A 24,125-nucleotide genomic window follows, 5' to 3' on the forward strand; every position below is an offset into this window, starting at 1 on the left:
GGAGCGAGGGCATCAGCGCGACATCGACTGACGGCGCTGCTCGAACAGGCAGATGGCGGCCGCGGCGCCCACATTGAGCGACTCGACCGCCTGGGCGTCGTGCGGGATGCGCAGACGCAGACCGGCCCGGGCCTGCAAGGCCGGATCCACGCCCTGCCCCTCATGCCCGAAGACCCAGGCCAGGGCCGGCGGCAGCGCCGTGGCGAAAAGGTCCTCGGACTGATCCAGGGACGTGACCGCCAAGGGCAGCCGCAGACGCTCGTGCAAGGCCAGCAGGTCCACGTGCTCGTGGATCTCCAGCGCGAAGTGCGCGCCCTGGCCGCTGCGCAGCACCTTGGGCGACCAGGCCGCCGCGGTGCCGGTGGCCAGGAAAGCCAGACGGATGCCGGCCGCCGCGCAGGTGCGCAGCAGGCTGCCCACATTGCCGGGGTCCTGGATGCGGTCCAGCAGGACGCAATTGGCGCTGATCTGCCGCGGCAGTTCCGGCTGCGGCGCCCGCACCACGAAAGCCACGCCCTGATCGCCTTCGACGCTGCCCAGGCCGCGCATCAGGCGCGCGTCCAGGGCCAGGCAACGCGCCTCGGGCACCCGCCGCGCCAGATCGGCCAGCTCCGGATGCGCCAGGCGCTCGGCGTCGAAAACCGCCTGATCGGGCGCGCCATGGCGCGCCAGCCAGGCCTGGCACAGATGCACGCCCTCGAGCAGCACGGGCGCGCCGCGCCTGCCGGCCTGTTCGGCCAGGCGGTAAAGCGCCTTGACGGCGGGATTGTCACGCGAGGAGATGAACTTCATGCCAGGGCGCCAAAGGCCTTGATGGGCGCAAAGCTGCGCCGGTGTTCGGGACAAGGACCGTGGGCGCGCAGGCGCTCCAGGTGCAGGGCCGTGCCATAGCCTTTGTGCTGGTCGAAGGCGTATTGCGGATAGAGCGCATGCAGGCGCAGCAGGTCGCTGTCGCGCGCGGTCTTGGCCAGGATGGAAGCCGCCGAAATCGCCGGCACCAGGGCATCGCCCTTGATGACGGTCTGCACCGTGCAGCGCAGGCGCGGCGCCTGGTTGCCGTCGACCAGCGCCACCCGCGGCGCCCTGCCCAGGCCCAGCACCGCGCGCTCCATCGCCAGCAGCGTGGCGCGCAGAATATTGAGGCTGTCGATCTCCTCGACGCTGGCGCTGGCGATGCACCAGGCGAGCGCGCCGGCCTTGATTTCCTCGGCCAGGACTTCGCGCCGTTCAGCCTTCAGGACCTTGGAGTCGGCCAGGCCTTCGATGGGCCGCTCCGGGTCGAGCATGACCGCGGCGGCGTAGACCGCCCCCGCCAGCGGGCCCCTGCCCGCCTCGTCGACGCCGGCCACGCCGTGCACCGGATAGATGGGCTCGCCGAACAGATCAGCCTGGGCCATGGGCGACCTCCAGGATGGCCTGCGCGGCCAGCGCGGGCGTATCGCGCAACAGCGCCTCATGCAGGGCCGTAAAGCGCGCCTCGATGCGCGCCGCATGGTCCTTGTCCGTCAGCGCGGCCCAGGTGGCCTCGGCCAGTTTCTCGGGCGTGGCGTCGTCCTGCAGCAGCTCGGGCACCGCAAAGTCCTTGAGCAGCACATTGGGCAGCCCCACCCAGGGCAGATAGGGGCGCTGCTGGCCGGATTTCCAGGCCATGATGCGCCGCATCCAGGGCGACAGCACGTAGGAGATCACCATGGGCCGCTTGTAGAGGGCCGTCTCCAGCGTGGCCGTGCCGCTGGCCACCAGGACCGCGTCGGCGGCCTCCATGACGCTCCAGGCCACCGGCGTGCCGCTGTCCTGCCGCAGGTCCTCGACGGTCACGCAGCGCAGCCCGGGCACGGGATACTGCGCCAGGATCTGCTCGAACTCGGCGCGGCGCTGGGGATTGACCATGGGCACCACGCAGCGCAGGGCCGGATCCTGGCGCAGCAGGATCTGGGCCGCCGCCAGGAAACGCGGCGCCAGGATGCGGATTTCGGAAGAGCGGCTGCCCGGCAGGATGGCCAGCACGCGCTCGTCGGGCTGCAGGCCCAATCGGGCCCGGGCCGCGGCGCGATCAGGCCGCATCGGGATGACGCCGGCCAGCGGATGGCCCACATAGGTCACCGGTATGCCTTCCTTTTGGTAGATCTCTTCCTCGAAGGGAAAGAGCACCAGCATATGGGAGACGGCGGCGCGTATCTTGTGGATGCGCTCATAGCGCCAGGCCCAGATCGAAGGGCCCACGAAATGCACGGTGGGGATGCCCGCCTGGCGCAGTTGCAGCTCCAGGCGCAGATTGAAATCGGGCGCGTCTATGCCGACGAATGCCGCCGGGCGCGCGGCCAGCAGGCGCCGCTTGGTGTCGCCATAAATGGACAGCAGGCTGGGAATGCGCTTGAGCGCATCGACATAGCCGAAGACGGACAGCGCGTGCATGGGATGCCAGGCCTCGAAGCCCCTGGCCTGCATCTGCGGCCCGCCTATGCCGGCGCAATGCACATCGGGGGCCCGCGCTTGCAGGCCCCCGATGATGCGTCCGGCCAGCAGATCGCCCGAAGGCTCGCCGGCCACCATGCCTATGGACAGGCTCATGGACGGATGATGCCGCGGTTGGAAGCGTCCAGGAAGTCCAGCAGCACCTGCAGGACTTCGGCGACTTCGGGTTCGGATTGCTGGCGGGCGCGCAGTTCGGCGCGCGCCTCGTCCAGCGCCAGGCCGCGCCGGTACAGGATTTTGTAGGCCTCGCGCAGCGCCGAGATACTGGCCGGCGAAAAACCGCGGCGCTTCAGGCCCTCGACATTGATCCCCACCGGACGGCAGGGATTGCCCGCGCTCAGCACATAGGGCGGCGTATCCTGCATGAGCGAGCTGTTGCCGCCCGTCATGCTGTGCGCGCCGATCTTGGAGAACTGATGCACGCCGGTCAGGCCGCCGACGATGGCCCAGTCGCCCACGTGCACATGGCCGCCGAGCTGGACCGAATTGGCCAGAATGGTGTTGTTGCCGATGTGGCAGTCATGGGCGATATGCACATAGGCCATGATCCAATTGTCATTGCCCAACGTGGTCACGCCGCCATCCTGCACCGTGCCGGTATTGAAGGTGGTGAACTCGCGCACCGTGTTGCGGTCACCGATCACCAGCCGAGTCGCCTCGCCTGCGTACTTCTTGTCCTGCGGCATGCCGCCGATGGAGCAGAAACGATAGAAGCGATTATCCCGTCCGATGGTGGTCACGCCATCGATGACGCAGTGCGGGCCGATCTCGGTGCCGGCGCCGATGGTCACATCGGGGCCCACCACGCTATACGGGCCTATCGTGGCCGAATGATCGATGCGGGCGGCCGGATCGACCACCGCGGTGGGATGAATATTTGCGGACATTTACTCTTCCAGACTGCGAATGGCGCACATCAGTTTGGCCTCGGCCACCAGCTGCCCATCCACCAGGGCCCGTCCCTGATACTTGCAGATGGTGCGGCTCAGGCGCTCGGCTTCGACTTCGATGCGCAGCTGGTCGCCCGGCACCACCGGACGGCGGAAGCGCGCACCGTCTATACCCACCAGATAATACGCCGTCTTGCTGCCTTCGCACTTCAGGCCGCCGTTCTCGTCGGTAAACGAAAACAGGGCCGACGCCTGCGCCATCGCCTCGACAATCAGCACCCCCGGCATCACGGGGTGATGGGGGAAATGGCCATTGAAGAAAGGTTCGTTGATGGAGACGTTCTTGACGGCCACGATGGATTTACCAGGCACCATCTCCAGCACCCGGTCGATCAGCAGCATCGGGTAGCGATGCGGCAGACGCTCCATAATCCCCTTGATGTCGAGTTCCATGACTTTCGTTCCTGCGATATGAATAGAGGGCGCGAGGCCGCCCGCGGACGGCCTCGCGTAAACTTGTTTCGCCACGCGGACGCTACGCTTTTTCGAGCGTTCGCACCCGGCGGCGCAATTGGGCCAGCTGTTGTATCACGGCGGCGTTGCGTTGCCACTCGCCATGTTCGGCATACGGATAGACACCGGTGTAGCGGCCGGGCTTGCTGATGCTCGACGTCACGGGCGTGCCGCCCGAGATCGTCACGTCGTCGCAGATGCTCAGGTGGCCCGAGAACATGGCCGCCCCGCCCACGATGCAACGTTCGCCTATCGTGGTCGAACCCGCCACGCCCGTGCAGGCCGCGATTGCCGTATGCGCCCCGACACGCACGTTATGCGCGATCATGATCAGATTGTCGAGCTTCACGCCATCGCCGATGACGGTGTCTTCCAGGGCGCCGCGGTCGATGGTGGTGTTGGCGCCGATTTCGACGTCGTCACCAATCGTTACCCCGCCCAATTGCGGAATCTTACCCCAGGCGCCCTTGCCCAGGGTGGGATCGGGCGCGAAGCCAAAGCCGTCGGCGCCCAGGACCACGCCGCTATGCACGATGGCCCGCGCGCCGATGGTCACCCGCTCGTAGAGGGTCACGCGGGCGTTCAGGCGGCTGTCCGGGCCGATGTGGCAGTCCCTGCCGATCACACAGGCCGGGCCGATGACGGCGCCGCGGCCGATGACCGCGCCGGACTCGATCACGCATTGCGGCCCCACACTGGCGCCGTCCTCGATGACGGCATCCTCGGCCACCACCGCGCTGGGGTGCACGCCGGCCGCGGGCAAGCCGCGCCGTTCGGCGTCAAACCACTGCGCCAGCCGCGCGTACAGCAGGTAGGGGTGCTTACAGACCACGAACCGTTGCGTACTGCCCTGCTCGCGCTGGGCCTGGGCGACGTCGGGGCTGACGATCACCGCCGCCGCGCCGGTCGTGGCCAGTTGGCCCTGGTAGCGGGGATTGGAGAGAAAGGAGATTTCGTGCGCGCCGGCCGAAGCCAGCGTGCCGATACCGGCGATCAGCGGCAACTCCGCGCCGCCGGTATCGAGCTGCGGGTCCAGCCCTTGCGTACTGGCCCGGGACAATAAAGCGTCCAGACGCGGCGCCCGGGCAGGATCCAGCAATACAGGCATGGGACGATCAGCGGCCCAGAGCCTGGATCACCTTGTCGGTGATGTCGACGCGCGGATTGACCGTCACGGCGTCCTGGACGATGAGATCGTAGTTCTCTTGCTCGGCGATGCGCTTGATGGCCTCATTGGCCTTGGTCACGATGCCCGAGAACTCTTCGTTGCGGCGGCGGTTGAAGTCTTCCTGGAATTCGCGGCGCTTGCGCTGCAGGTCCATGTCCAGGTTGGAGAGCTCGCGCTGGCGCTTGACACGATCGGACTCGGACAGCACCGGGGCGTCCTTGTCGAACTTCTCGGCCTGGCTGCGCAGTTGCGTGCCCATGCGCTGCAGCTCGTCGTCGCGGCGCTTGAACTCGCCTTCGATCTTGCTTTGCGCGGCCTTCGCCGGACCGGATTCACGCAGGATCCGCTCCGTGTTCACGAAGCCGATCTTGGTGCCTTGCGCCTGCGCCGTCGTCACCGCCGCCGAGCCGAACAGCAGTGCACCCGCCAGCGCCAGGGACGTCGCCAGTTTGCCGGCGCGCCGGCCCGAGGTGTTGAGTGCGAAATCAGACATCATGAAATTCTCACCTTTTGGAAGGTAAAGGGCAAAAACAATATTGTGCCACTAAACCGCAGGGGCGCGAGCCTTGGCCCATGACCCCATGTTTCAACCGTTACGAATAAACCCTTGGACCCAGCCAATAATAAATCGGGCCCGCGGGTAATAATCGATGCCTTAAACAAGACCTTGATTCAGATCATCAGAAACCGGTACCGATCTGAAACTGGAAACTCTGCTTGTCGTCGCCGGACTTGGCGTTGAGCGGACGCGCGTAGGACAGTTGCAGCGGACCCAGCGGCGACTGCCACGACAGGCCGATACCGGCCGAGTAGCGCCAGCCGCAAGGATCTTCGACCGGATCGGAGGCCTTGCCCGCCGTGCAAGCCATGCCGCTGCCGGCCGAGACCTGGCCTGCGTCGGCAAAGACAAACCAGCGCAGGGTGCGGTCCTTGTTGGCGCCGGGGAACGGCAGGTAGAGCTGCGCGTTGGCGATGATGCGGCGCGAACCGCCCAGATAGTCGCCCGTATCCACGTCGCGCGGACCCAGCGAGGCGCCGTCGTAGCCGCGCACCGTGCCGATGCCGCCGCCGTAGACGTTCTTGATCACCGGATAGTCCTTGCCGCCATAGGAACGGCCGTAATCGACCATGCCGTTAAGCGCCAGGGTGTAGCTGCGGCCCAGGGGCAGGAAGTACTGCTGCTGCGCGGTGAGCAGGTAGTACTTCAGGTCCATGGTGGAGAGATCGCCCTTCAGGCGGGTGTAGGAACCCTTGGTCGGCGCCAGGGCGCTGTCGCGCGTGTCCTTGGACCAGCCCGTATTGAAGATGAAGGCGTCGGTCGAATCGCCGTACTGGTCGACGAAATTGCGATAGGCGCGCGGCGAGTTGGTGTAGAGATCGATCTGGTTGCGCTCGAAGCTGCCGCCCAGGAAGATGCGGTCATACTCCGAGATCGGCACCCCGAAGTTCATGCCCAGGCCCATGGCCTTGACGCGGTAGTCGCCGTCGTTGTTGTTCCAGGGCTCGGTGACGCGGTAGTACAGCGAGGTCGTGCGGCTGATCCCTTCCTTGGTGAAATAGGGATCGGTGTGCGACAGCACGGCGGCGCGATTGGTCTGGCTGGTGTTGACCTGCAAGGACAGATTGGTGCCGCTGCCGAACACGTTGTCTTCGCTGATGCCGGCCGACAGGATGGCCTTGTCGGTCGAGCCGTAGCCCACGCCGAGGTTGATCATGCCGGTGGGCTTTTCTTTCACGTCGACATTGACGTCGACCTGGTCGGGCGAGCCGGGCACCGGTTCGGTCTTGACGTTGACCTCGTTGAAATAGCCCAGGCGGTCGACACGGTCGCGCGACACCTTGATGTCGCCGGCGTCGTACCAGGCGGCCTCCTGCTGGCGCATTTCGCGCCGCACGACCTGATCCCGGGTGCGGGTGTTGCCGCCGATCTGGATACGGCGCACATAGACGCGGCGGCTCGGATCGACGTAGAAGGTGACGTCGGCCTCGTGCTTTTCGCGATCCAGCTGCGGGTTGGGGTTGACGTTGGCGAAGGCGTAGCCCAGCTCGCCCAGGTAGTCGGTGAGCGCCTTGGCCGAATTATTGGCCTTGGAGGCCGAGAACACTTCGTCGGGCTTGAGTTCGATGAGCTTGTTGATCTCGCCGTCCAGGCCCAGCAGGTTGCCGGCCAGCTTCACGCTGCGCACCTTGTAGGGCTCGCCTTCGTGCACGGTGACAGTGATGAAGATGTCCTTGCGGTCGGGCGAGATGGTGACCTGGGGCGGCTCGGCCGAGAACTCCAGGTAGCCGCGATCGAGATAATAGGAGCGCAGGCGCTCGACATCGCCTTCGAGTTTTTCGCGCGAGTACTTGTCGGTATTGGTGTACCAGGTGAGCCAGCCCGGCGTGGTCAGGTCGAACTGGTCAAGCAGCTCGCTCTCCGAGAACGCCTTGTTGCCGACGATGCGGATCTCGCGGATCTTGGCGACGTCGCCTTCGAAGACGTCGAAACTCACGCCCACGCGGTTGCGCGGCAGCGGCGTGACGGTGGACGTCACCTCCACGCCGTACTTGCCCTTGCTCAGGTACTGTTCCTTGAGCTCGTACTGGGCGCGCTCAAGCATGGACTGGTCGAAGATGCGGCCTTCGCCGAAACCCACTTGCGACAGCGACTTGATAATGTTCTTGGATTCGAACTCGCGCATGCCGTTGAAGCTGATCGACGCGATGGTCGGCCGCTCCTGCACGACGACCACCACGACGTTGTTCTCGGTGCGGATCTGCACGTCGCTGAAAAAGCCCGTGCCGTAGAGGCGGCGGATGGCTTCGGTCGCATCGGCGTCGGTGAACTTCTCGCCCACCTTGACGGGCAGATAACCGAAGACCGTGCCCGCGTCAGTGCGCTGGATACCCTCGACGCGAATGTCGCGCACGACGAAAGGGTCGAAAGCATAGGCCAGGGCCGGCAAAAGCAGCGCGGCAATCAGGCTGGGCAATTTGGCGGCTTTGAGCAGATGCCGTTGCGTGTGCCTTTTTTGCATTGCGCCCCTCTGGTGATTAATCATCCGGCGAAAAGACATCCTTTGCTATCCTTGGTCGTGCAAATGGCGGGGGATTTTATTCGATTCGCGCCTAGGTGAACAGGCGCGCAAAATCGTTGAACAGGGCCAACCCCATGAGGCCCGCCAACAAGCCGATACCGGCACGCTGCCCGATGTCGATCCAACGATCGGGCACCGGACGCCCTCTGACAATTTCGACGAGATAGTACAGCAGATGCCCGCCATCCAGCATGGGTATGGGCAGCAGGTTGAGCACGCCGAGGCTGATACTGATCAGGGCGAGATAGGCGATATAGGCTTCGAGCCCGATGCGGGCCGTCTGGCCCGCATAATCGGCGATGGTGACCGGACCGCTGATATTGCGCCAGGACACCTCGCCCAGCACCATGCGGCCCATCATGCGCAGCGACAGCCAGGCCGTGTCCCAGGTGCGCTGCACGCCGCGCCAGAGGCTGTCGACCGGGCCGAAACGCTCAAGCACCATGGGGACGTCGCCGCCGAGCTGCACGCCGATGCGGCCGATGACCTGCCCCTGCACCGTTTCGGCGCGCGGCGTCACGGTCAGGCTCAGGGCGGCGCCGTCGCGCCGCAGGGTGAGCGCCAGCGGCTTGCCGGCATATTGCTGCACGACGCGCACCAGCGCGCCGGCGTCGGCCACGGGCTGGCCGGCCGCGGTCAGCACCAGATCGCCTTCGCGCAGGCCGGCGGCCTCGCCCGCGCCCCCGGCGATCACGCCGCGCACCACCGGCTTGGCGGCCTGCAGCCGCAGGCCGGCAATCTGGACCGGATCAGCCTCGGAGGGATCCAGGCGTTCGTCGGGCGGCAAGGCCAGCGTCAGCGTGCGCGGCGCGCCGTTTTCGCCGCGGACCTCCAGCTGCACGGCGGCGCCCGAGGACAGGCGGTCGAACAGGCGCCAGCGCGCATCCGTCCACGAGGCGACGGCGCGGCCGTCCACCGCCTCGATGCGGTCGCCGGCGGCCACGCCGGCCGCGGCCGCGGCGCTGTGCTCGGCCGGCTGGCCCAGGATGGCGGCGGGCACCTGGGTGCCCACCATGTTCAGGCCGGCGTAGAGGGCGACGGCCAGGATGAGGTTGAAGATGGGACCGGCCGCGACGATGGCGAAACGCCGCCCCACGGGCTGGGTATTGAAGGCCTCGGCCGCCTGCGCCGGCGTGGCGCCGGGCGGCGGATCATCCTGCATCTTGACGTAGCCGCCCAACGGGATGGCCGAGACCGCCCACTCCGTGCCGTTGCGGTCGCGGCGGCGCAGCAGCACGCGGCCAAAGCCCACGGAAAAGCGCAGCACCCGCACGCCGCACAGGCGCGCCACCCAATAATGGCCTAGCTCGTGGAAGGTGATGAGGATGCCCAGCGCGACGACAAAGGCGAGCAGGGTAAAAATCATGTAGGAGGACCCATACTGAACCGGGCCTTGCGGCCCGGTGGGGAGTCGACGGCCCCGACCGCCCTCCCCGGCACCGGCGGAAAGGAGAAATCAGGCCAGGCCAAGGTTGCCGGCATACGCGCGCACTTCGGCATCCAGGTCAAGCACGTCAGTCAATCGGTCAAGCGTAACAGAAGGACGCCCGGCCTGCCACTCAAGCGCGGCCTCGATGACGCGCGCGATCCAGGGATATGGCAGGCGGCCTTCCAGGAAACCGGCGACGGCGACTTCATTGGCGGCGTTGAGGGTCACACAGGCGGCCTGGCCGGCGCGCAGCGCCGCGTAGGCCAGCGCCAGGCAGGGGAAACGCTGCAGATCGGGGGCCTCGAACTCCAACCGGCCCCATTTCACCAGATCCAGCGGGCTGACCCCGGGATCCAGGCGCCGCGGAAAGCCCAGGCCGTAGGAAATCGGGGTACGCATATCCGGCTGCCCCATCTGCGCCAGCACGGAGCCATCCTCGTACTCGACCATGGAGTGGACGACGCTCTGGGGATGGATCAGCACCTCGATGCGCTCGGCCGGCATGGCGAAAAGCCAGTGCGCCTCGATGACTTCGAGCCCCTTGTTGAGCATGGTGGCCGAGTCGACCGAAATCTTGCGGCCCATGCTCCAGTTGGGATGGGCGCAGGCCTGATCCGGGGTGACATCGGCCAGGTCGGCCGGGTCGTGGCGCCGGAACGGCCCGCCCGAGGCCGTCAGGATGAGTTTGCGCACCCCCGGCGCCGGCGCCAGCGGCGCCTCGGCGCGGCCGGTTTGCGGCAGGCACTGGAAAATGGCGTTGTGTTCGCTGTCGATGGGCAGCAGTTCGGCGCCGGACTGGCGCACCGCGGCCATGAAGAGCGAGCCGGCGGCCACCAGGGCCTCTTTATTGGCCAGCAGCACCCGCTTGCCGGATTGCGCCGCGGCCAGCGCGGCCGGCAGGCCGGCCGCGCCCACGATGGCGGCCATGACGGTGTCGCAGCCGGGGTCGGCCGCCGTGTCGGCCAGCGCCTGGGCGCCCACCCGGACCTCGGGCATGGGGCCCGCGCCCTTCCAGGCCTGGCGAAAGCGCGCCGCCGCCGCATCGTCGGGCACGACGACCACGGCCGCGCCGGTGACGGCCGCCTGGGCCGCCAGCTTGTCCATGCGGCTGAAGGCCGACAGGGCGTAGACCCCGAAATGCTCGGGATAGCGTGCAATGACATCCAGGGTGCTGTCGCCGATCGACCCGGTCGATCCCAGCACCGCGATGCGTTTGAAACCGCTCAAAACAGAACTCCAGACATGAGCAAGGCGACAGGCGCCACCGGCAGGACCGCGTCGATGCGATCGTAGACCCCGCCGTGCCCGGGCAGGAGATTGCTCGAATCCTTGCGCCCGGCGCGACGCTTGAGCAGCGACTCGAACAGATCGCCCACGATGGACAATACGCCCAGCAGGGCCGCGGCGGGAATCGCCAGGCCCAGGCCGCGGCCAAGCAGATCCTGGCCGAAAGTCCCGGGGAAATAACCGCTGCCCACGGTCCAGAGGACCGCGCCGGCCACCCCGGCCACCGCGCCGGCCACGGTCTTGCCGGGGCTGACCTTGGGCGCGAGCTTGCGTTTTCCGAACGCGCGCCCGGCAAAATAGGCGGCGATATCGGCCACCCAGACCAGTGCCAGCAGCGACACGACGTAGACCGGGCCGCGCAGCACGAACAACAGCGCCAGCGCCGACCAGGCGGCCAGCACGGCGAACACGGCGAAGACCGACCAGACCAGGCTGACCGGATCGGCGTCGGCACGCCCGCGGTAGACGGCGCCGAAGGCGCCCAGCACCCAGATCACGGCCACGGCGGGGATAAGCCCCCTGACCACCCAGGCCGTCACGTAGACGGCCTCGCCCTGCCCCCGCAGCCAGACGTCGGCCAGCCAGAGCATGGCCAGAAAGAGCAGCGCGGGCACGCCGACGGCGATGGCCGTGGCGCCGGGCGGCAGGGTCAGCCGCAGCCATTCCCAGGCCGCGCAGGCCGCGCCCAACGCCAGCAGCGCCACAAACCACCAGGGATTGGCGCTGGCCAGGGTGGCGGCCAGCACGGCCAGAAGCACCACGGCGGTAACAATACGCTGACCCAGCATGGACCGTCTCCTCGGATTGGATGTTGGCGTCAGCGCCCGGTGTTCAATTGCGCGCTCGTGCGCCCGAAGCGGCGCTCGCGGCCGCCGTACCACTCGAACGCGGCCTCAAGCTGCTCGGCGCCGAAGTCGGGCCAATAGGCGTCGCTGAAATACAGCTCGGTATAAGCCAGCTGCCAGATAAGAAAATTGGAAATACGCTGCTCTCCGCCCGTGCGGATGAACAGGTCGGGTTCGGGCGCCCAGGCCATGGACAGATGCTGGGCAAGCCGGGACTCGTCGATGTCCTGCGGCCGGGCGGCCAGGCCGGGCTCGGCCTGGAGCATGGCGCGGGTGGCCTGCAGGATGTCCCAGCGGCCGCCATAATTGGCCGCGATGCTCAGGTGCAGGCGGTCATTGCCGCGGGTGCGCTCCTGGGCGGCATGGATCAGTTCCTGCAGCCGCGGCTCGAAGGCCGACAGATCGCCCACGACGTGCAGGCGCACGCCCTGCTCCTGCAGCTTGTCGACCTCGCGCTCCAGCGCCTGGACGAAAAGGCGCATCAACAGCGACACTTCGTCGGCCGGACGGCGCCAGTTCTCGGAGCTGAAGGCAAAAAGGGTCAGATAGCGCACGCCCCGGCGGCCGCAGGCCTCGACCACCCGGCGCACCGCTTGCACACCCTTGGCGTGGCCGGCCGTGCGCGGCAGATGGCGGCGCGTCGCCCAGCGGCCGTTGCCGTCCATGATGATGGCAACGTGCCTGGGAATCGCGCCGGTTTCAGGAATCGCCTGGGTGGAACTTGTTGCCATGTCGTATGCGCCTCACGCCGCCCGGGGCGGCCGCGAAGCCTTGAAAAACCAGCGCCGCCTCTCTTCCCTGCCGCAGCCGGGCTGGGCGGCGGCATGGCGGCGGCGGCGCAAAACGCCATCGTCCTTGAAAAACCGCCACAGCGCAAATCCATGGCCGCGGCGGCTTCCCGATCAGACGGTCATGATCTCCGCTTCTTTTTGCGCGACCATCTTGTCGATGTCGGCCACGGCGCGATCGGTCAGCTTCTGGACGTCGTCCTGGGCGCGGCGCTCGTCGTCCTCGGAGATCTCCTTGTCCTTGACCAGCTTCTTGAGGCCTTCGTTGGCCTCGCGGCGCAGGTTGCGCACGGCGACCTTGGCGTCTTCGCCTTCGCTGCGCACGACCTTGGTCAGGTCACGGCGGCGCTCCTCGGTCAAGGGCGGCATCGGCACGCGGATGGTGTCGCCCAGCGAGACCGGGTTCAGGCCCAGGTCGGATTCACGGATGGCCTTTTCGATCGGGCCGGCCATCTGCTTTTCGTAGGGCTGCACGCTGATGGTGCGGGCATCGACCAGGTTGACGTTGGCGACCTGGCCCACCGGCACCGGCGAACCGTAGTACTCCACCTGCACGTGGTCCAGGATGCCCGTATGGGCGCGGCCGGTGCGGATCTTGGCCAGGTTGGTCTTGAGCGTGTCGAGCGACTTGCTCATCCTGGAATCGGCCGATTTACGAATATCTGCGACGCTCATGGTGTTTCCTTTATTAAACGTGCACCAGAGTGCCTTCGTCCTCGCCTCCGACCACGCGCTTGAGCGCGCCGGACTTGTTGATCGAAAACACTTTGATAGGCAATTTCTGGTCGCGGCACAGCGCGAAAGCCGTGGCGTCCATGACTTCGAGGCGGCGCACGATGGCTTCGTCGAAGCTGATGCGCGCGTAGCGCGTGGCCGTCGGATCCTTGTTGGGATCCGCGCTGTAGATGCCGTCGACCTTGGTGGCCTTCAGGACGATCTCCGCGCCGATTTCCGCGCCGCGCAGGGCCGCGGCGGTATCGGTCGTGAAGAAGGGATTGCCCGTGCCGGCGGCAAAAATGACGACCTTGCCCTCTTCGAGGTAGCGCAGCGCCTTGGGACGGATATAGGGTTCGACGACCTGATCGATGTTCAGGGCCGACTGCACGCGGGTATCCACCCCCTTGTGCTTCAACGCATCCTGCAGGGCAAGCGCGTTCATGATCGTGGCCATCATGCCCATGTAGTCGGCGGTCGCGCGGTCCATGCCCTGCGCGCCCGGGGCGACCCCACGGAAGATATTGCCACCACCGATGACGATGGCCAGCTCGACGCCCATGGCGGCGACTTCGGCGATCTCATCGGTCATGCGGACGATGGTGGAGCGATTGATGCCGAAAGCATCGTCGCCCATCAGCGCCTCGCCGGAAAGTTTGAGAAGAACCCGTTTATATGATCTGCTGCTCATAGGTGATATCCCGAGAAACGATCCGACGAAAGTGTAAGACAAGAAATAGGCCGGTCACAGAGGATTTGGCCCCTCTGCGCCGGCCCTTAGGCACTAATTTGAGCGTCAGGCGCGGCCAGCGGCGGCGGCGGCGACTTCAGCGGCAAAATCGGTGGTCTTCTTCTCGATGCCTTCACCAACGACGTAGAGGACGAATTGCTTGATCGAGGCGCCCTTTTCCTTGAGCATCTGCTCGACCGATTGCTTGTCGTTCTTGACGAAGGGCTGGGACATCAGCGTGACTTCCTTCAGGAACTTCTGCACCGAACCTTCGACCATCTTGGCGACGATTTCGGCCGGCTTGCCCGACTCGGCGGCCTTCTGCTCGGCGACCGAACGCTCGGTGGCGATGTCGTCGGCCGACACGCCGTCGGCATTCAGGGCCTTGGGCTTGGTGGCGGCGATGTGCATGGCCAGGTCCTTGCCCACTTCTTCGGCGCCGGCATACTCCACCAGCACGCCGATGCGGCCGCCGTGCACGTAGCTGGCCAGCGAGTCCGGGGTTTCGATGCGCTGGAAGCGGCGGATCGAGATGTTCTCGCCGATCTTGCCGACCAGGGCGGTGCGGGTGGTTTCGACGGTGCCTTCGCCAAAGGGCAGCGCGGACAGCGCGGCGACGTCGGCGGGGTTCTGGGTGGCGACCAGCTCGGCCAGCTTGTTGACGAACTCGACGAAATCCGGGTTCTTGGCAACAAAGTCGGTTTCGCAGTTGACTTCGATGACGGCGCCTTGCTTGCCGCCGATGAACAGGCCGATCAGGCCTTCGGCGGTCACGCGGGTGGCGGCCTTGCTGGCCTTGTTGCCCAGCTTGACGCGCAGGATCTCTTCGGCGCGCGCCAGATCGCCTTCGGCTTCCGTCAGGGCCTTCTTGCACTCCATCATGGGCGCATCGGTCTTCTCGCGCAGTTCCTTGACCAGGGCGGCGGTAATTTCAGCCATGTTTGCTCCAATTCGCTAAGACATGCCCCGGAAGAACCGGGGCATATGGTTTGATTCGTGGTGACACCCGGCCAGCTGCGCCGGGCCTGAGGCGGGAGCCCGCCTCGGCATGATCGCCGCCGGATGTTTCACCCGGCGGCCCGGTGCATCAGGCCTGGCCGTCTTGCACTTCGACGAACTCTTCCTGGCCTTCGGCGATCTCTTCGACCAGGCCGTTCAGGTTTTGTTCGCGGCCTTCCAGCACGGCGTCGGCGATGCCCTTGGCGTACAGCGCGATGGCGCGGGCCGAGTCGTCGTTGCCGGGGATGACGTAGTCCACGCCATCGGGCGAGTGGTTGGTGTCAACCACGGCCACGACCGGGATACCCAGCGTGCGGGCTTCGGCCACGGCAATCTTGTGGTAGCCGACGTCGATCACGAACAGGGCGTCGGGCAGGCCGTTCATGTCCTTGATGCCGCCGATCGACTTGTTCAGCTTGTCCAGTTCGCGCTGGAACAGCAGGCCTTCTTTCTTGGTCAGGCGCTCGACGCTGCCGTCGGCGACCATGGCTTCCATGTCCTTCAGGCGCTTGATCGAGCTCTTGACGGTCTTGAAGTTGGTCAGCATGCCGCCCAGCCAGCGGGCATCGACGTAGGGCATGCCGCAGCGCTGGGCTTCGGCCGCGACCAGCTCACGGGCGGCGCGCTTGGTGCCGACGAACAGGATGTTGCCGCCGCGGGCAGCCAGCTGCTTGACGAACTTGGTGGCTTCCTGGAACTTGCCGACGGTCTGTTCCAGGTTGATGATGTGAATCTTGTTGCGGTGACCGAAGATGTAGGGAGCCATCTTCGGGTTCCAGTAACGGGTCTGGTGACCGAAGTGGACACCGGCTTCGAGCATTTCGCGCATGAGGGACATATCAAACTCCGAGGGTTGGGTCTTGCGTCTTGCCTGCACCGGCTCACCGGCACCCTGGGTGGCTAGACGCGCGATTTCCTGGTCGGCACCATTGCCGGACAGGATGGTTGCAGAAAACGGGTCGGCCGATCGCGCCCACGCCCGGGACCAGCCCGGCAACGCGCGCGACAAACCCAGACGACCGTCATGACGCAAAGGCCATGGCAAGCCCGAACCGTTTTGTCGGCGGCGGAATCCGGCATCCTGGAATCAGGTCCCGGGGCATTTCAGCCGGACTCGCGTCCGCCGAACTTAAGCCGGGCGCCCACACCGCGCCTGCACCGCCGCTCAAAAACGTGATCGAAGCTTTGTGGGGACAGCTTGCGCCGCACCCATCGCGCCCGATTTCTGTTTTACTACTTACTTGACCTTGATACGCGCTTATCGTGTCTGCCCGCGTGTCCATGGACCACCCGGCGGCTCGGATAAGCAAATAGGCGTCTCGCGTTCCTTCGCAACACAGACATACCAGCGCAAATCCCAAGCCCTCTGGGCCACCCAAGAACCCTGCTGCAGATACAAATAAGGCACGGTTTTCAAGGCAAGCCTATAATTCTACTATTTTTCCAAGCCGATACTCAAGCTGATACATGGGCATAGTTACCGACCAGGCCGATCTGGCCAAGATGCGCGCCGCCTGCCAGGACGCCGCCAAGATTCTCGATTTCCTGACGCCGCACGTGAAACCCGGCGTGACCACGGGCGAACTCGACAAGCTGGCCCTGCAGTACCTGACCGAGGAACTCAAGGTGAAGTCCGCCACGGTGGGCTATGCGCCGCCCGGCTACCCGCCCTTTCCCGGCGCCATCTGTACTTCGGTCAACCATCAGGTCTGCCATGGCATCCCGGGCGAAAAGGCCTTGAAAAATGGGGACGTCTTGAATATCGACGTCACCATCATCAAGGACGGCTGGTTTGGCGACACGAGCCGCATGTACTACGTGGGCGAGCCCAGCATCCTGGCGCGCCGCCTGACCGACATCACTTTCGAGTGCATGTGGAAAGGCATTTCCGCCGTGCGCAATGGCGCCACGCTGGGCGATGTCGGCCACGCCATCCAGAAACACGCCGAGGCGCAGGGTTTCTCGGTGGTGCGCGAGTTCTGCGGACACGGCATCGGGCAGCGCTTCCATGAGGACCCGCAGGTGCTGCACTACGGCAAGCCCGGCTCGGGCGTCAAGCTGCAGACCGGCATGCTGTTCACCATCGAGCCCATGATCAACGCCGGCCGGCGCGAAATCCGCCAGCTGGCCGACGGCTGGACGGTGGTCACGCGCGACCACAGCCTCTCGGCCCAGTGGGAGCACGCGATCTGCGTGACCGACACCGGCTGCGAGGTGCTGACCATCTCGCCCGGCATGCCCCGCCCTCCCGCCTTCGTGCCGGACACCGTCATCGTCCCGGCCATCTGACCCCGCAGGCCCCGCATGACCCTCGCCGACCTCCAGTCCATCAAGGAACGCATGCAGGCCGCGAGAGCGGCGGCGGTGGCCGATTTCCGGCGGCATCCCCGCCCGGACACGCTGCTGTCAGAGCTGCGCCGCATCGTCGACCAGGCGCTGCGCGACTTGCTCAAGCTCTGTCCGCTGCCGCCCGGGGCCACGCTGGCCGCCGTGGGCGGCTATGGCCGCGGCGAGCTGTATCCGCATTCGGACGTGGATCTGCTCATCCTCCTGCCCCAGCCCCCTTCGGCAAGCGAGGCCGGCACGATTGAAACCCTGGTGGCCGCGCTCTGGGACCTGGGCCTGGAGCCCGGACACAGCGTGCGCACCCTGGCCGACTGCGAGGCCGAAGCCGCCGCCGACATCACGGTGGAGACCGCGCTGCTCGAATCGCGCTGGCTGGCCGGCAGCCGCGGCCTCATGAAGCAGTTCGAGGCGGCCATGACGGCCAGGCTGGATCCCCGGGCCTTCTTCCAGGCCAAGCGGGTCGAGATGCAGCAGCGCCATGCCCGCTATCAAGACACCCCCTACGCGCTCGAACCCAACAGCAAGGAATCGCCCGGCGGCCTGCGCGACCTCCAGGTCATCCTGTGGATGGCGCGCGCGGCCGGCTTTGGCCGCAACTGGCGCGCCGTGGCCCAGGCCGGGTTGCTGACGGCCTCCGAGGCGCGCGACCTGCGCCGCGCCGAACAGGCGTTCAAGCGGCTGCGCATCGAACTGCATCTGCTCACGGGGCGGCGCGAGGACAGGCTGCTGTTCGACCTGCAGCCCGCCCTGGCCGAGGTCTATGGCATCCGCTCGACCGCCACGCGCCGCGCCAGCGAGCTGCTGATGCAGCGCTACTACTGGGCCGCCCGCCTGGTCACCCAGCTCAACGCCATCCTGGTGCAGAACATCGAGGAAAGGCTGCTGCCGCGCCCGGCCAGCGAGGCGCGCGACATCGACGAGGATTTCCGCAGCCTGCACGAGCGCCTGGACATCATTCGCGAGGATTGCTTCGAGCGCAATCCGACCCTGTTGCTGCGCGCCTTCCTGGTCATGCAGCAGCATCCCGAACTGACCGGCATGTCGGCGCGCACCCTGCGCGCCATCTGGCATTCGCGCCACCGCATCGACGCGCAATTCCGCCGCAATCCGGTCAACCGCAAGCTGTTCCTGCAGATCCTGCAGCAGCCGCGCGGCATCGTGCACGAGCTGCGCCGCATGACCATGCTGAACATCCTGCCGCGTTATCTGCCGGTGTTCCGCCGCATCGTCGGGCAGATGCAGCATGATCTGTTCCACGTCTATACCGTCGACCAGCACACCCTGGCGGTGATCCGCAACCTGCGCCGCTTCACCATGCCCGAGCATGCCTCGGAATACCCCCTGGCCAGCCAGGTCATGGCGGGACTGGACCGCCATTGGCTGCTTTACGTGGCGGCGCTGTTTCACGATATCGCCAAGGGCCGGGGCGGCGATCACTCCGAACTGGGCGCGCGCGACGTGCGGCGGTTCGCGCACGAGCACGGCCTGGCGCCCGAAGACGCCGAATTGGTCGAATTCCTGGTGCGCCAGCACCTGCTGATGTCGGCCGTCGCCCAGAAGCGCGACCTGTCGGATCCCGAAGTGATCAATGATTTCGCGCGCCAGGTCAAGGACGAACGCCACCTTGGCGCCCTCTACCTGCTGACGGTGGCCGATATCCGCGGCACCAGCCCCAAGGTGTGGAATGCCTGGAAGGGCAAACTGCTCGAAGACCTCTACCGCCTGACGCTCATCGCCCTGGGCGGCACGCAGGACGCGCATACCGTGCTGGCCGACCGCAAGGAAGAGGCGGCGCGGCTGCTGCGCCTGGCCGGCCTGCGCGACGATGCCCGCGAAGCCTTCTGGAAGCAGCTGGACGTGGCCTATTTCCTGCGCCATGACGCCTCGGAAATCGCCTGGCACACACGCCATCTCTACTACCAGGCCCAGCCCGAGGAAGCCGTGGTCAAGGTGCGCCCCACCGAAGAGGGCGCGGGCCTGCAGATCATGGTCTACACCCGCGATACGCCGGACCTCTTCATGAACACCTGCGGCTATTTCGACGGCAAGGCCTTCAGCATCCAGGACGCGCGCATCCACACCACGCGCCAGGGCTGGGCGCTGGACAGCTTCATCGTGCTGCCGACCGAGGCCCTGCCCGACCTGCGCGCCCAGGCCGCCCTGGTCGAACATGAACTGGGCGAACGGCTGCGCGAGGCGCGCGGCGACACGCCACGGGCCCGCGGCCACGGCCATCACCGCAGCCGGCAGTCGCGCCTGTCGCGGGTGTTCCCGGTCATGCCGCAGGCCGAGCTGCATCCCGACGAGCGCAGCCAGTCCTGGCGCCTGTCGGTCACCGCCACCGACCGGCCCGGCCTGCTCTACGCACTGGCCAAGGTCTTTGCCGAGAATGGCGTGGACCTCATCATGGCCAAGGTCATGACCCTGGGCGACCGGGTCGAGGATGTCTTCATCATTTCCGGCGCCGTGCTTGAGCGCCCCCGGACGCAGATGCAGTTCGAGCATGCGGTGCTGGATGCCCTGGCCGGCGAAGAGCCCCAGCAAAAGGCGGCCTGAAAAGGGACAAAACGCATACAATCGGTTTTTCCCCGGCCGCTGAGCGTATGGCGTACACCGACTATGCCTTGATCCTGGGCCGCAGCTTCCTGTTCGCGCTGGCGACGCTGCTGCCCTTTCTGAACCCGCCGGCCATCGCGCCCATCTTCTGGACGATGACCGCGGGCGCCTCCACCGCCACGCGCACCGCCCTGGCCAAGCGGGTGGCGATCAATGTGGCGGCCATGCTGACCGTGGCCATGGTGGCCGGCAACGTCGTCCTGAGTTTCTTCGGCATTTCGCTGGCCATCGTGCGCGTGGGCGGCGGCATACTGGTCATGTACAGCGCCTGGCGCCTGGTCAATTCGCCAGATGGCGACAGCGGCCGCGTGGCCCGCATGGCCGAGCCCTTCACCAGCGAGACCGCCCAGGCCCGCGCCTTCTATCCGCTGACCTTTCCCATTACCTGCGGGCCCGGCTCCATCGCGGCGGCCATCACGGTGGGCGCCTCGCTCAGCGATGATGACCGCCTGGTCAGCCTGCTGCGCCTGGGCGGCTCCCTGCCCGGCGTCATGGCGGTGTCGCTGACGCTGTATGTCTGCCTGCGGTTTGCCGCGCAGATCCTGCACCGGCTGGGCGAAAACGGCACCGCCGTCTTCATGCGCATGTCGGCCTTCATCATGCTTTGCCTGGGCGTGCAGATCTTCTGGGATGGCGCGCGCGAACTTTTACTGGCGATGCTTGCCCAATCCGCGCTAGCCATTCCTGTGCCCAAATCCTAGGAGGGATCAAACAACATGACGACCCATGCCTCCCCCGCCCGCCGGCGCCTGCTGCTGCTCATCGCCCTGTTCTGCTTCGGCGCGATCGGCCTGGCGCTGATCTCGCAATACGCCTTCGACATGGCGCCCTGCGCCTGGTGCGTGCTGCAGCGCCTGATCTATCTGGGCATCGGCATACTGGCCCTGGTGGCCGCCTATGCGCCCCCCCTGGCCTCGCGCCTGGGCGCGCTGCTGATCGCGGTGCTGTCGGCCTGCGGCGTGGCCGCGGCCTGGTATCAGTACAGCGTCGCGTCCAAGATGCTGTCCTGCGACCAGACCTTCGCCGACCGCTTCATGAGCGCGTCCGGCCTGGACGGCGCCCTGCCTTCGGTATTCGGCATCTTCGCCACCTGCATGGACGCCGCGGTGAGCGTGCTGGGCATCGAATACGCGATCTGGAGCCTGGCCTTGTTCGTGGTCGTGTTTTTCATGGCCATCGCCGCCTTGCGCATGCGCGCCTGAACGCCCGCTGGGCCTGCTGACGGCGGGGCAAAAGAAAAACCCCTGGCAAACGCCAGGGGTTTTCAGCAGCCTCAAGCGGCCGCCAGGCCGCTTTTTCTTGGCGCCTGGCTCAGGCGTCGTTGGCCGCGTAGCCCATGTTGAACTGCAGCCCGCCGGCCTCCTCCTCGCCGGCCGAGGAGTCGCGCGACTGGCCCAGGCGAGCCAGGTACTCGGCCGTGATATCGCCGGTGATGTACTCGCCGTCGAAGCAGGAAGCCTCGAAGCGCTTGAGCGCGGGATTGATGTCGCGCACGGCCTGCTGCATATCGTGCAGGTCCTGGTAGATGAGCGCGTCGGCGCCGATGGCGCGCGCGATTTCTTCGTCGCTGCGGCCCGTGGCGATGAGTTCCTTCTGGGTGGGCATGTCGATGCCATACACATTGGGGAAACGCACCGGAGGCGCGGCCGAGGCGAAATACACCTTGTTGGCGCCGGCGGCGCGCGCCATGTCGACGATTTCACGGCTGGTGGTGCCGCGCACGATGGAATCATCGACCAGCAGCACGTTCTTGCCCTTGAACTCCATGCCGATGGCATTGAGCTTCTGGCGCACGGATTTACGGCGCACCGCCTGGCCCGGCATGATGAAGGTGCGGCCGACGTAGCGGTTCTTGATCAGGCCCTCCCGGTAATCGAGGTTCAGGCGGGCGGCCAGCTGCATGGCGGCCGGGCGCGAGGAATCAGGGATGGGCATGACCACATCGATGTCACCCAGGCGCATGTTGCGGGCCACCTTGTCTGCCAGGTACTCGCCCATGCGCAGGCGCGCATCGTAGACCGACACGCCGTCTATCATCGAGTCCGGACGCGCGAAATAGACGTACTCGAAAATGCAGGGCACGAGCTCGGCGTTCTCGGCGCACTGTCGGCTGGCCAGGCGGCCGTCAAGGTCGATGAACACCGCCTCGCCGGGCTGCACATCGCGCACGAAGCTGAAACCGCTGCCTTCCAGGGCGACGGACTCGGATGCGACCATCCACTCGACGCCCTCGTCGGTGTCCTGGCGGCCGATGCACAGCGGGCGGATGCCATGCGGATCGCGGAAGGCCAGCAGGCCGTAGCCGGAGATCTGGGCCACCACGGCGTAGGCGCCGCGCACGCGCTTGTGCAGGGCCGAAACCGCCCGGAAGATGGCGTCGTCGTCCAGCGACACGCCGCTGGCGGCCGATTGCAGCTCGTGCGCCAGCACATTGAGCAGCACTTCGGAATCCGAATTGGTGTTGATGTGGCGGCGGTCGACCCGGTAGAGCGACTCGCGCAGCTCGCGCCAGTTGGTCAGGTTGCCGTTGTGCGCGAACATGATGCCGAAGGGGGCATTCACGTAGAAGGGCTGGGCTTCTTCTTCGCTGGCGCTGGAACCCGCGGTCGGGTAGCGAACCTGGCCCACCCCGCTGGTGCCGGGCAGCGCCCGCATGTTGCGCGTGCGGAAGACGTCGCGCACAAGGCCGTGGGCCTTGTACATATTGAAGTGATTGCCGTGCATCGTTGCGATGCCCGCGGCGTCCTGGCCGCGGTGCTGCAACAACAGCAGGCTGTCATAGAGCAGCTGGTTGACCGGCCCGCGCCCGATGACCCCGACGATTCCACACATGGTGAGTTCCTAGTAGAGATAAAACGTAAAACAATCAGTAATTCAGTACGGCAGCCAGGTCGCCAGCGACGGCGGCAGCGCGGCCTTCAGGTGCTTGACCGCCTCGGTGGCCGAGTGCGAGAACATGGCTTCCTTCCACCAGGTTTCTTCGGGCAGCGGCGTATAGCCGGCCAGCGCCACCAGCACCACGATGATGAGCAGGCCACGCGCCAGCCCGAACACCGCGCCCAGGCCGTGGTCGGCGGGCGACAGCCCCGTGCTGCGGATCAGCGCGCCCAGCGTCATGTTGACCAGGCCCACGGCCAGCAGCACGATGATGAAGACCGCCGCGTAAGACACGCCCATGCGCAGCACACCGGTTTCGATATAGGGTTGCAACCAGGTATAGACCGTGGGCCCCCACCAGATCGCCGCGGCGAAAGCCAGCAGATAGGCCACCAGCGAAAGCATTTCCTTCAGCAGGCCGCGCACCAGGCCCAGGATGCCCGACACGGCCAGAATCGCCATCACGACGAAGTCGAAGCCGGTCACTGGGCAGCGATAAAGCCGTTGTCATAACCCAGGGTGCGCAGACGCGCCTGGGCAGCCTGGGCCGCTTCGCGCGAGGGAAAAGGCCCCACGCGCAGCCGGTATTGCTGCTTGCCATTGATACTGGCCTGTTCGACAAAGGCGTTGGTCACGCCCGCCTGGTGCAGTTTGCCGCGGCGCTCTTGCGCATCGGCCTGCGTGGTATAGGACGCCACCTGCAGCACAAAGTTGCCGTTGGCGGCGGGCTTGGCGGCAGGTTTGGCCGCCGGCGCCGGCGTGGCGCGGCCCTCTAGCAGGGCCAGGGCGCGCGCGCCGTCGTCGGAACGCGCGGCGGTATCGGTCTTGGGCTTGTCGGCCGGCTTGGCCGCGGGCGGCTTTTCGGCCGGCTTGGGCGGCTCGGCGGGCTTGGGCGGCGGCGTGGTCGCGGCCACCGGCGGCGGCGCGGCTGGCGCTGGTGGCGCGGGCGGCTCGACATGGGGAGCGGCGGCCTGCGGCTCGGGCGGCTGCGCGCCTTCGGCCGGCGGCGGGACCGCGGGCGCCTGCGGCGGCGCGGCCGCGGGCTCGGAGACGTTGGGCTGGTAGGGGCTGTTGCGGTCCGGGATGCGAACCGGGATATCGTCGGCGACCGGCACCGGCTCGGAGTCGAGCATCATGGGCAGCACGATGACCGCGGCCAGCACCAGGGCGATGGCCCCGGCCAGGCGGCGCCGCGCGCGGCCCCGCAACTCGGCCGCCTGGGCCTCGCTGGAGACCGACGGACGCGGCCGGGAGGGCGAGGATTCGGAGGCGGAATCTTTGCGTGTGAACAAACCCATGGAACTCACATCCTGGCGGCCGGCGCGGCGGGAACCCTCCCGCTGCGCGCAAGCCCGCGGTTGCTGGCGC

23 protein-coding genes are annotated in these 24,125 nt (G+C 66.6%); 4 read left to right on the forward strand and 19 right to left on the reverse strand.

Annotated features, from left to right (window positions below):
* Window positions 1-12: 12 nt before the first annotated feature.
* The 16 genes from L540_RS17110 to rpsB form a co-directional block, all read right to left on the reverse strand.
* Window positions 13-792 carry a TrmH family RNA methyltransferase gene (locus L540_RS17110; protein WP_043208007.1) on the reverse strand — a complete coding sequence of 260 codons (780 nt, stop codon included), beginning with the start codon at window positions 790-792 and terminating at the stop codon, window positions 13-15.
* A complete protein-coding gene (rnhB, locus tag L540_RS17115; protein ID WP_043208004.1) occupies window positions 789-1,397 on the reverse strand; it encodes a ribonuclease HII in 609 nt (202 codons plus the stop codon). The genes L540_RS17110 and rnhB overlap by 4 nt, the downstream gene beginning before the upstream one ends.
* A complete protein-coding gene (lpxB, locus tag L540_RS17120) occupies window positions 1,384-2,571 on the reverse strand; it encodes a lipid-A-disaccharide synthase (RefSeq protein ID WP_043208002.1) in 1,188 nt (395 codons plus the stop codon). The genes rnhB and lpxB overlap by 14 nt, the downstream gene beginning before the upstream one ends.
* Window positions 2,568-3,362: an acyl-ACP--UDP-N-acetylglucosamine O-acyltransferase gene (gene lpxA / locus L540_RS17125; protein WP_043208000.1), complete on the reverse strand. Its 795-nt coding sequence runs from the start codon at window positions 3,360-3,362 to the stop codon at window positions 2,568-2,570. The genes lpxB and lpxA overlap by 4 nt, the downstream gene beginning before the upstream one ends.
* Window positions 3,363-3,818, reverse strand: a complete 456-nt coding sequence (gene fabZ, locus L540_RS17130) for a 3-hydroxyacyl-ACP dehydratase FabZ (RefSeq protein ID WP_043207998.1) — start codon at window positions 3,816-3,818, stop codon at window positions 3,363-3,365. It abuts the gene before it with no gap.
* 82 nt (window positions 3,819-3,900) lie between these two features.
* Window positions 3,901-4,986, reverse strand: coding sequence for a UDP-3-O-(3-hydroxymyristoyl)glucosamine N-acyltransferase (lpxD, locus tag L540_RS17135; protein ID WP_043207996.1), 1,086 nt, complete (start codon window positions 4,984-4,986; stop codon window positions 3,901-3,903).
* Window positions 4,987-4,993: 7 nt separating this feature from the next.
* Window positions 4,994-5,542: an OmpH/Skp family outer membrane protein gene (locus L540_RS17140; protein WP_043207992.1), complete on the reverse strand. Its 549-nt coding sequence runs from the start codon at window positions 5,540-5,542 to the stop codon at window positions 4,994-4,996.
* 184 nt (window positions 5,543-5,726) lie between these two features.
* The gene (bamA, locus tag L540_RS17145) at window positions 5,727-8,105 is read right to left on the reverse strand and encodes an outer membrane protein assembly factor BamA (protein ID WP_109842564.1); all 2,379 of its coding nucleotides are present in this window, start codon (window positions 8,103-8,105) and stop codon (window positions 5,727-5,729) included.
* A gap of 52 nt (window positions 8,106-8,157) precedes the next feature.
* Entirely contained in the window at window positions 8,158-9,492 is a 1,335-nt protein-coding gene (gene rseP / locus L540_RS17150; protein WP_043207988.1) for an RIP metalloprotease RseP, read from the reverse strand.
* Window positions 9,493-9,582: 90 nt separating this feature from the next.
* Window positions 9,583-10,782: a 1-deoxy-D-xylulose-5-phosphate reductoisomerase gene (locus tag L540_RS17155; protein ID WP_043207987.1), complete on the reverse strand. Its 1,200-nt coding sequence runs from the start codon at window positions 10,780-10,782 to the stop codon at window positions 9,583-9,585.
* Window positions 10,779-11,630: a phosphatidate cytidylyltransferase gene (locus L540_RS17160; RefSeq protein WP_043207985.1), complete on the reverse strand. Its 852-nt coding sequence runs from the start codon at window positions 11,628-11,630 to the stop codon at window positions 10,779-10,781. The genes L540_RS17155 and L540_RS17160 overlap by 4 nt, the downstream gene beginning before the upstream one ends.
* A gap of 29 nt (window positions 11,631-11,659) precedes the next feature.
* Window positions 11,660-12,418, reverse strand: a complete 759-nt coding sequence (uppS, locus tag L540_RS17165; protein WP_043207984.1) for a polyprenyl diphosphate synthase — start codon at window positions 12,416-12,418, stop codon at window positions 11,660-11,662.
* 171 nt (window positions 12,419-12,589) lie between these two features.
* On the reverse strand, window positions 12,590-13,150 hold the full coding sequence (gene frr / locus L540_RS17170; RefSeq protein ID WP_043207983.1) for a ribosome recycling factor: 561 nt from the start codon (window positions 13,148-13,150) through the stop codon (window positions 12,590-12,592).
* A gap of 13 nt (window positions 13,151-13,163) precedes the next feature.
* The gene (pyrH, locus tag L540_RS17175) at window positions 13,164-13,880 is read right to left on the reverse strand and encodes a UMP kinase (protein ID WP_043207981.1); all 717 of its coding nucleotides are present in this window, start codon (window positions 13,878-13,880) and stop codon (window positions 13,164-13,166) included.
* Between the two features lie 105 nt (window positions 13,881-13,985).
* Window positions 13,986-14,858: a translation elongation factor Ts gene (gene tsf / locus L540_RS17180; protein WP_043207979.1), complete on the reverse strand. Its 873-nt coding sequence runs from the start codon at window positions 14,856-14,858 to the stop codon at window positions 13,986-13,988.
* Between the two features lie 148 nt (window positions 14,859-15,006).
* Window positions 15,007-15,756, reverse strand: coding sequence for a 30S ribosomal protein S2 (rpsB, locus tag L540_RS17185; protein ID WP_043207976.1), 750 nt, complete (start codon window positions 15,754-15,756; stop codon window positions 15,007-15,009).
* A 629-nt stretch (window positions 15,757-16,385) separates the two neighbouring features.
* Between rpsB and map the strand changes: the two genes are divergently transcribed.
* The 4 genes from map to L540_RS17205 are packed head-to-tail and all read left to right on the forward strand — an operon-like array spanning window position 16,386 to window position 21,082.
* The gene (gene map, locus L540_RS17190) at window positions 16,386-17,207 is read left to right on the forward strand and encodes a type I methionyl aminopeptidase (RefSeq protein ID WP_043207974.1); all 822 of its coding nucleotides are present in this window, start codon (window positions 16,386-16,388) and stop codon (window positions 17,205-17,207) included.
* Between the two features lie 15 nt (window positions 17,208-17,222).
* Window positions 17,223-19,820: a [protein-PII] uridylyltransferase gene (locus tag L540_RS17195; protein ID WP_043207972.1), complete on the forward strand. Its 2,598-nt coding sequence runs from the start codon at window positions 17,223-17,225 to the stop codon at window positions 19,818-19,820.
* A 47-nt stretch (window positions 19,821-19,867) separates the two neighbouring features.
* Window positions 19,868-20,581: a MarC family protein gene (locus L540_RS17200; RefSeq protein ID WP_043207970.1), complete on the forward strand. Its 714-nt coding sequence runs from the start codon at window positions 19,868-19,870 to the stop codon at window positions 20,579-20,581.
* A 15-nt stretch (window positions 20,582-20,596) separates the two neighbouring features.
* Complete coding sequence (locus L540_RS17205; RefSeq protein ID WP_043207968.1) at window positions 20,597-21,082, forward strand: disulfide bond formation protein B; 486 nt, start codon at window positions 20,597-20,599, stop codon at window positions 21,080-21,082.
* 109 nt (window positions 21,083-21,191) lie between these two features.
* On the opposite strand, the gene purF is transcribed toward L540_RS17205, so the two are convergent.
* Genes purF through L540_RS17220 form a run of 3 tightly spaced genes read right to left on the reverse strand, consistent with a single transcriptional unit; the run spans window position 21,192 to window position 24,055 of the window.
* A complete protein-coding gene (gene purF / locus L540_RS17210) occupies window positions 21,192-22,712 on the reverse strand; it encodes an amidophosphoribosyltransferase (RefSeq protein WP_043207966.1) in 1,521 nt (506 codons plus the stop codon).
* Between the two features lie 42 nt (window positions 22,713-22,754).
* Window positions 22,755-23,243, reverse strand: a complete 489-nt coding sequence (locus tag L540_RS17215; RefSeq protein WP_043207964.1) for a CvpA family protein — start codon at window positions 23,241-23,243, stop codon at window positions 22,755-22,757.
* On the reverse strand, window positions 23,240-24,055 hold the full coding sequence (locus tag L540_RS17220) for an SPOR domain-containing protein (protein WP_043207961.1): 816 nt from the start codon (window positions 24,053-24,055) through the stop codon (window positions 23,240-23,242). Before L540_RS17220 ends, L540_RS17215 begins: the two co-directional genes overlap by 4 nt.
* Between the last annotated feature and the right edge of the window lie 70 nt (window positions 24,056-24,125).

Origin of the sequence: Bordetella pseudohinzii, from assembly GCF_000657795.2 — a bacterium.
Taxonomy (GTDB): domain Bacteria; phylum Pseudomonadota; class Gammaproteobacteria; order Burkholderiales; family Burkholderiaceae_B; genus Bordetella; species Bordetella pseudohinzii.

What these genes read in the sequence shown, in the direction of transcription:
- L540_RS17220 (WP_043207961.1), bottom strand. Translation starts at nt 24,055, where the DNA reads ATGGGTTTGTTCACACGCAAAGATTCCGCCTCCGAATCCTCGCCCTCC.
- L540_RS17140 (WP_043207992.1), bottom strand. Translation starts at nt 5,542, where the DNA reads ATGATGTCTGATTTCGCACTCAACACCTCGGGCCGGCGCGCCGGCAAA.
- bamA (WP_109842564.1), bottom strand. Translation starts at nt 8,105, where the DNA reads ATGTCTTTTCGCCGGATGATTAATCACCAGAGGGGCGCAATGCAAAAA.
- L540_RS17200 (WP_043207970.1), top strand. Translation starts at nt 19,868, where the DNA reads ATGGCGTACACCGACTATGCCTTGATCCTGGGCCGCAGCTTCCTGTTC.
- uppS (WP_043207984.1), bottom strand. Translation starts at nt 12,418, where the DNA reads ATGGCAACAAGTTCCACCCAGGCGATTCCTGAAACCGGCGCGATTCCC.
- pyrH (WP_043207981.1), bottom strand. Translation starts at nt 13,880, where the DNA reads ATGAGCAGCAGATCATATAAACGGGTTCTTCTCAAACTTTCCGGCGAG.
- lpxA (WP_043208000.1), bottom strand. Translation starts at nt 3,362, where the DNA reads ATGTCCGCAAATATTCATCCCACCGCGGTGGTCGATCCGGCCGCCCGC.
- purF (WP_043207966.1), bottom strand. Translation starts at nt 22,712, where the DNA reads ATGTGTGGAATCGTCGGGGTCATCGGGCGCGGGCCGGTCAACCAGCTG.
- L540_RS17160 (WP_043207985.1), bottom strand. Translation starts at nt 11,630, where the DNA reads ATGCTGGGTCAGCGTATTGTTACCGCCGTGGTGCTTCTGGCCGTGCTG.
- rnhB (WP_043208004.1), bottom strand. Translation starts at nt 1,397, where the DNA reads ATGGCCCAGGCTGATCTGTTCGGCGAGCCCATCTATCCGGTGCACGGC.
- lpxD (WP_043207996.1), bottom strand. Translation starts at nt 4,986, where the DNA reads ATGCCTGTATTGCTGGATCCTGCCCGGGCGCCGCGTCTGGACGCTTTA.
- lpxB (WP_043208002.1), bottom strand. Translation starts at nt 2,571, where the DNA reads ATGAGCCTGTCCATAGGCATGGTGGCCGGCGAGCCTTCGGGCGATCTG.
- frr (WP_043207983.1), bottom strand. Translation starts at nt 13,150, where the DNA reads ATGAGCGTCGCAGATATTCGTAAATCGGCCGATTCCAGGATGAGCAAG.
- map (WP_043207974.1), top strand. Translation starts at nt 16,386, where the DNA reads ATGGGCATAGTTACCGACCAGGCCGATCTGGCCAAGATGCGCGCCGCC.
- L540_RS17205 (WP_043207968.1), top strand. Translation starts at nt 20,597, where the DNA reads ATGACGACCCATGCCTCCCCCGCCCGCCGGCGCCTGCTGCTGCTCATC.
- tsf (WP_043207979.1), bottom strand. Translation starts at nt 14,858, where the DNA reads ATGGCTGAAATTACCGCCGCCCTGGTCAAGGAACTGCGCGAGAAGACC.
- rpsB (WP_043207976.1), bottom strand. Translation starts at nt 15,756, where the DNA reads ATGTCCCTCATGCGCGAAATGCTCGAAGCCGGTGTCCACTTCGGTCAC.
- L540_RS17195 (WP_043207972.1), top strand. Translation starts at nt 17,223, where the DNA reads ATGACCCTCGCCGACCTCCAGTCCATCAAGGAACGCATGCAGGCCGCG.
- L540_RS17110 (WP_043208007.1), bottom strand. Translation starts at nt 792, where the DNA reads ATGAAGTTCATCTCCTCGCGTGACAATCCCGCCGTCAAGGCGCTTTAC.
- rseP (WP_043207988.1), bottom strand. Translation starts at nt 9,492, where the DNA reads ATGATTTTTACCCTGCTCGCCTTTGTCGTCGCGCTGGGCATCCTCATC.
- fabZ (WP_043207998.1), bottom strand. Translation starts at nt 3,818, where the DNA reads ATGGAACTCGACATCAAGGGGATTATGGAGCGTCTGCCGCATCGCTAC.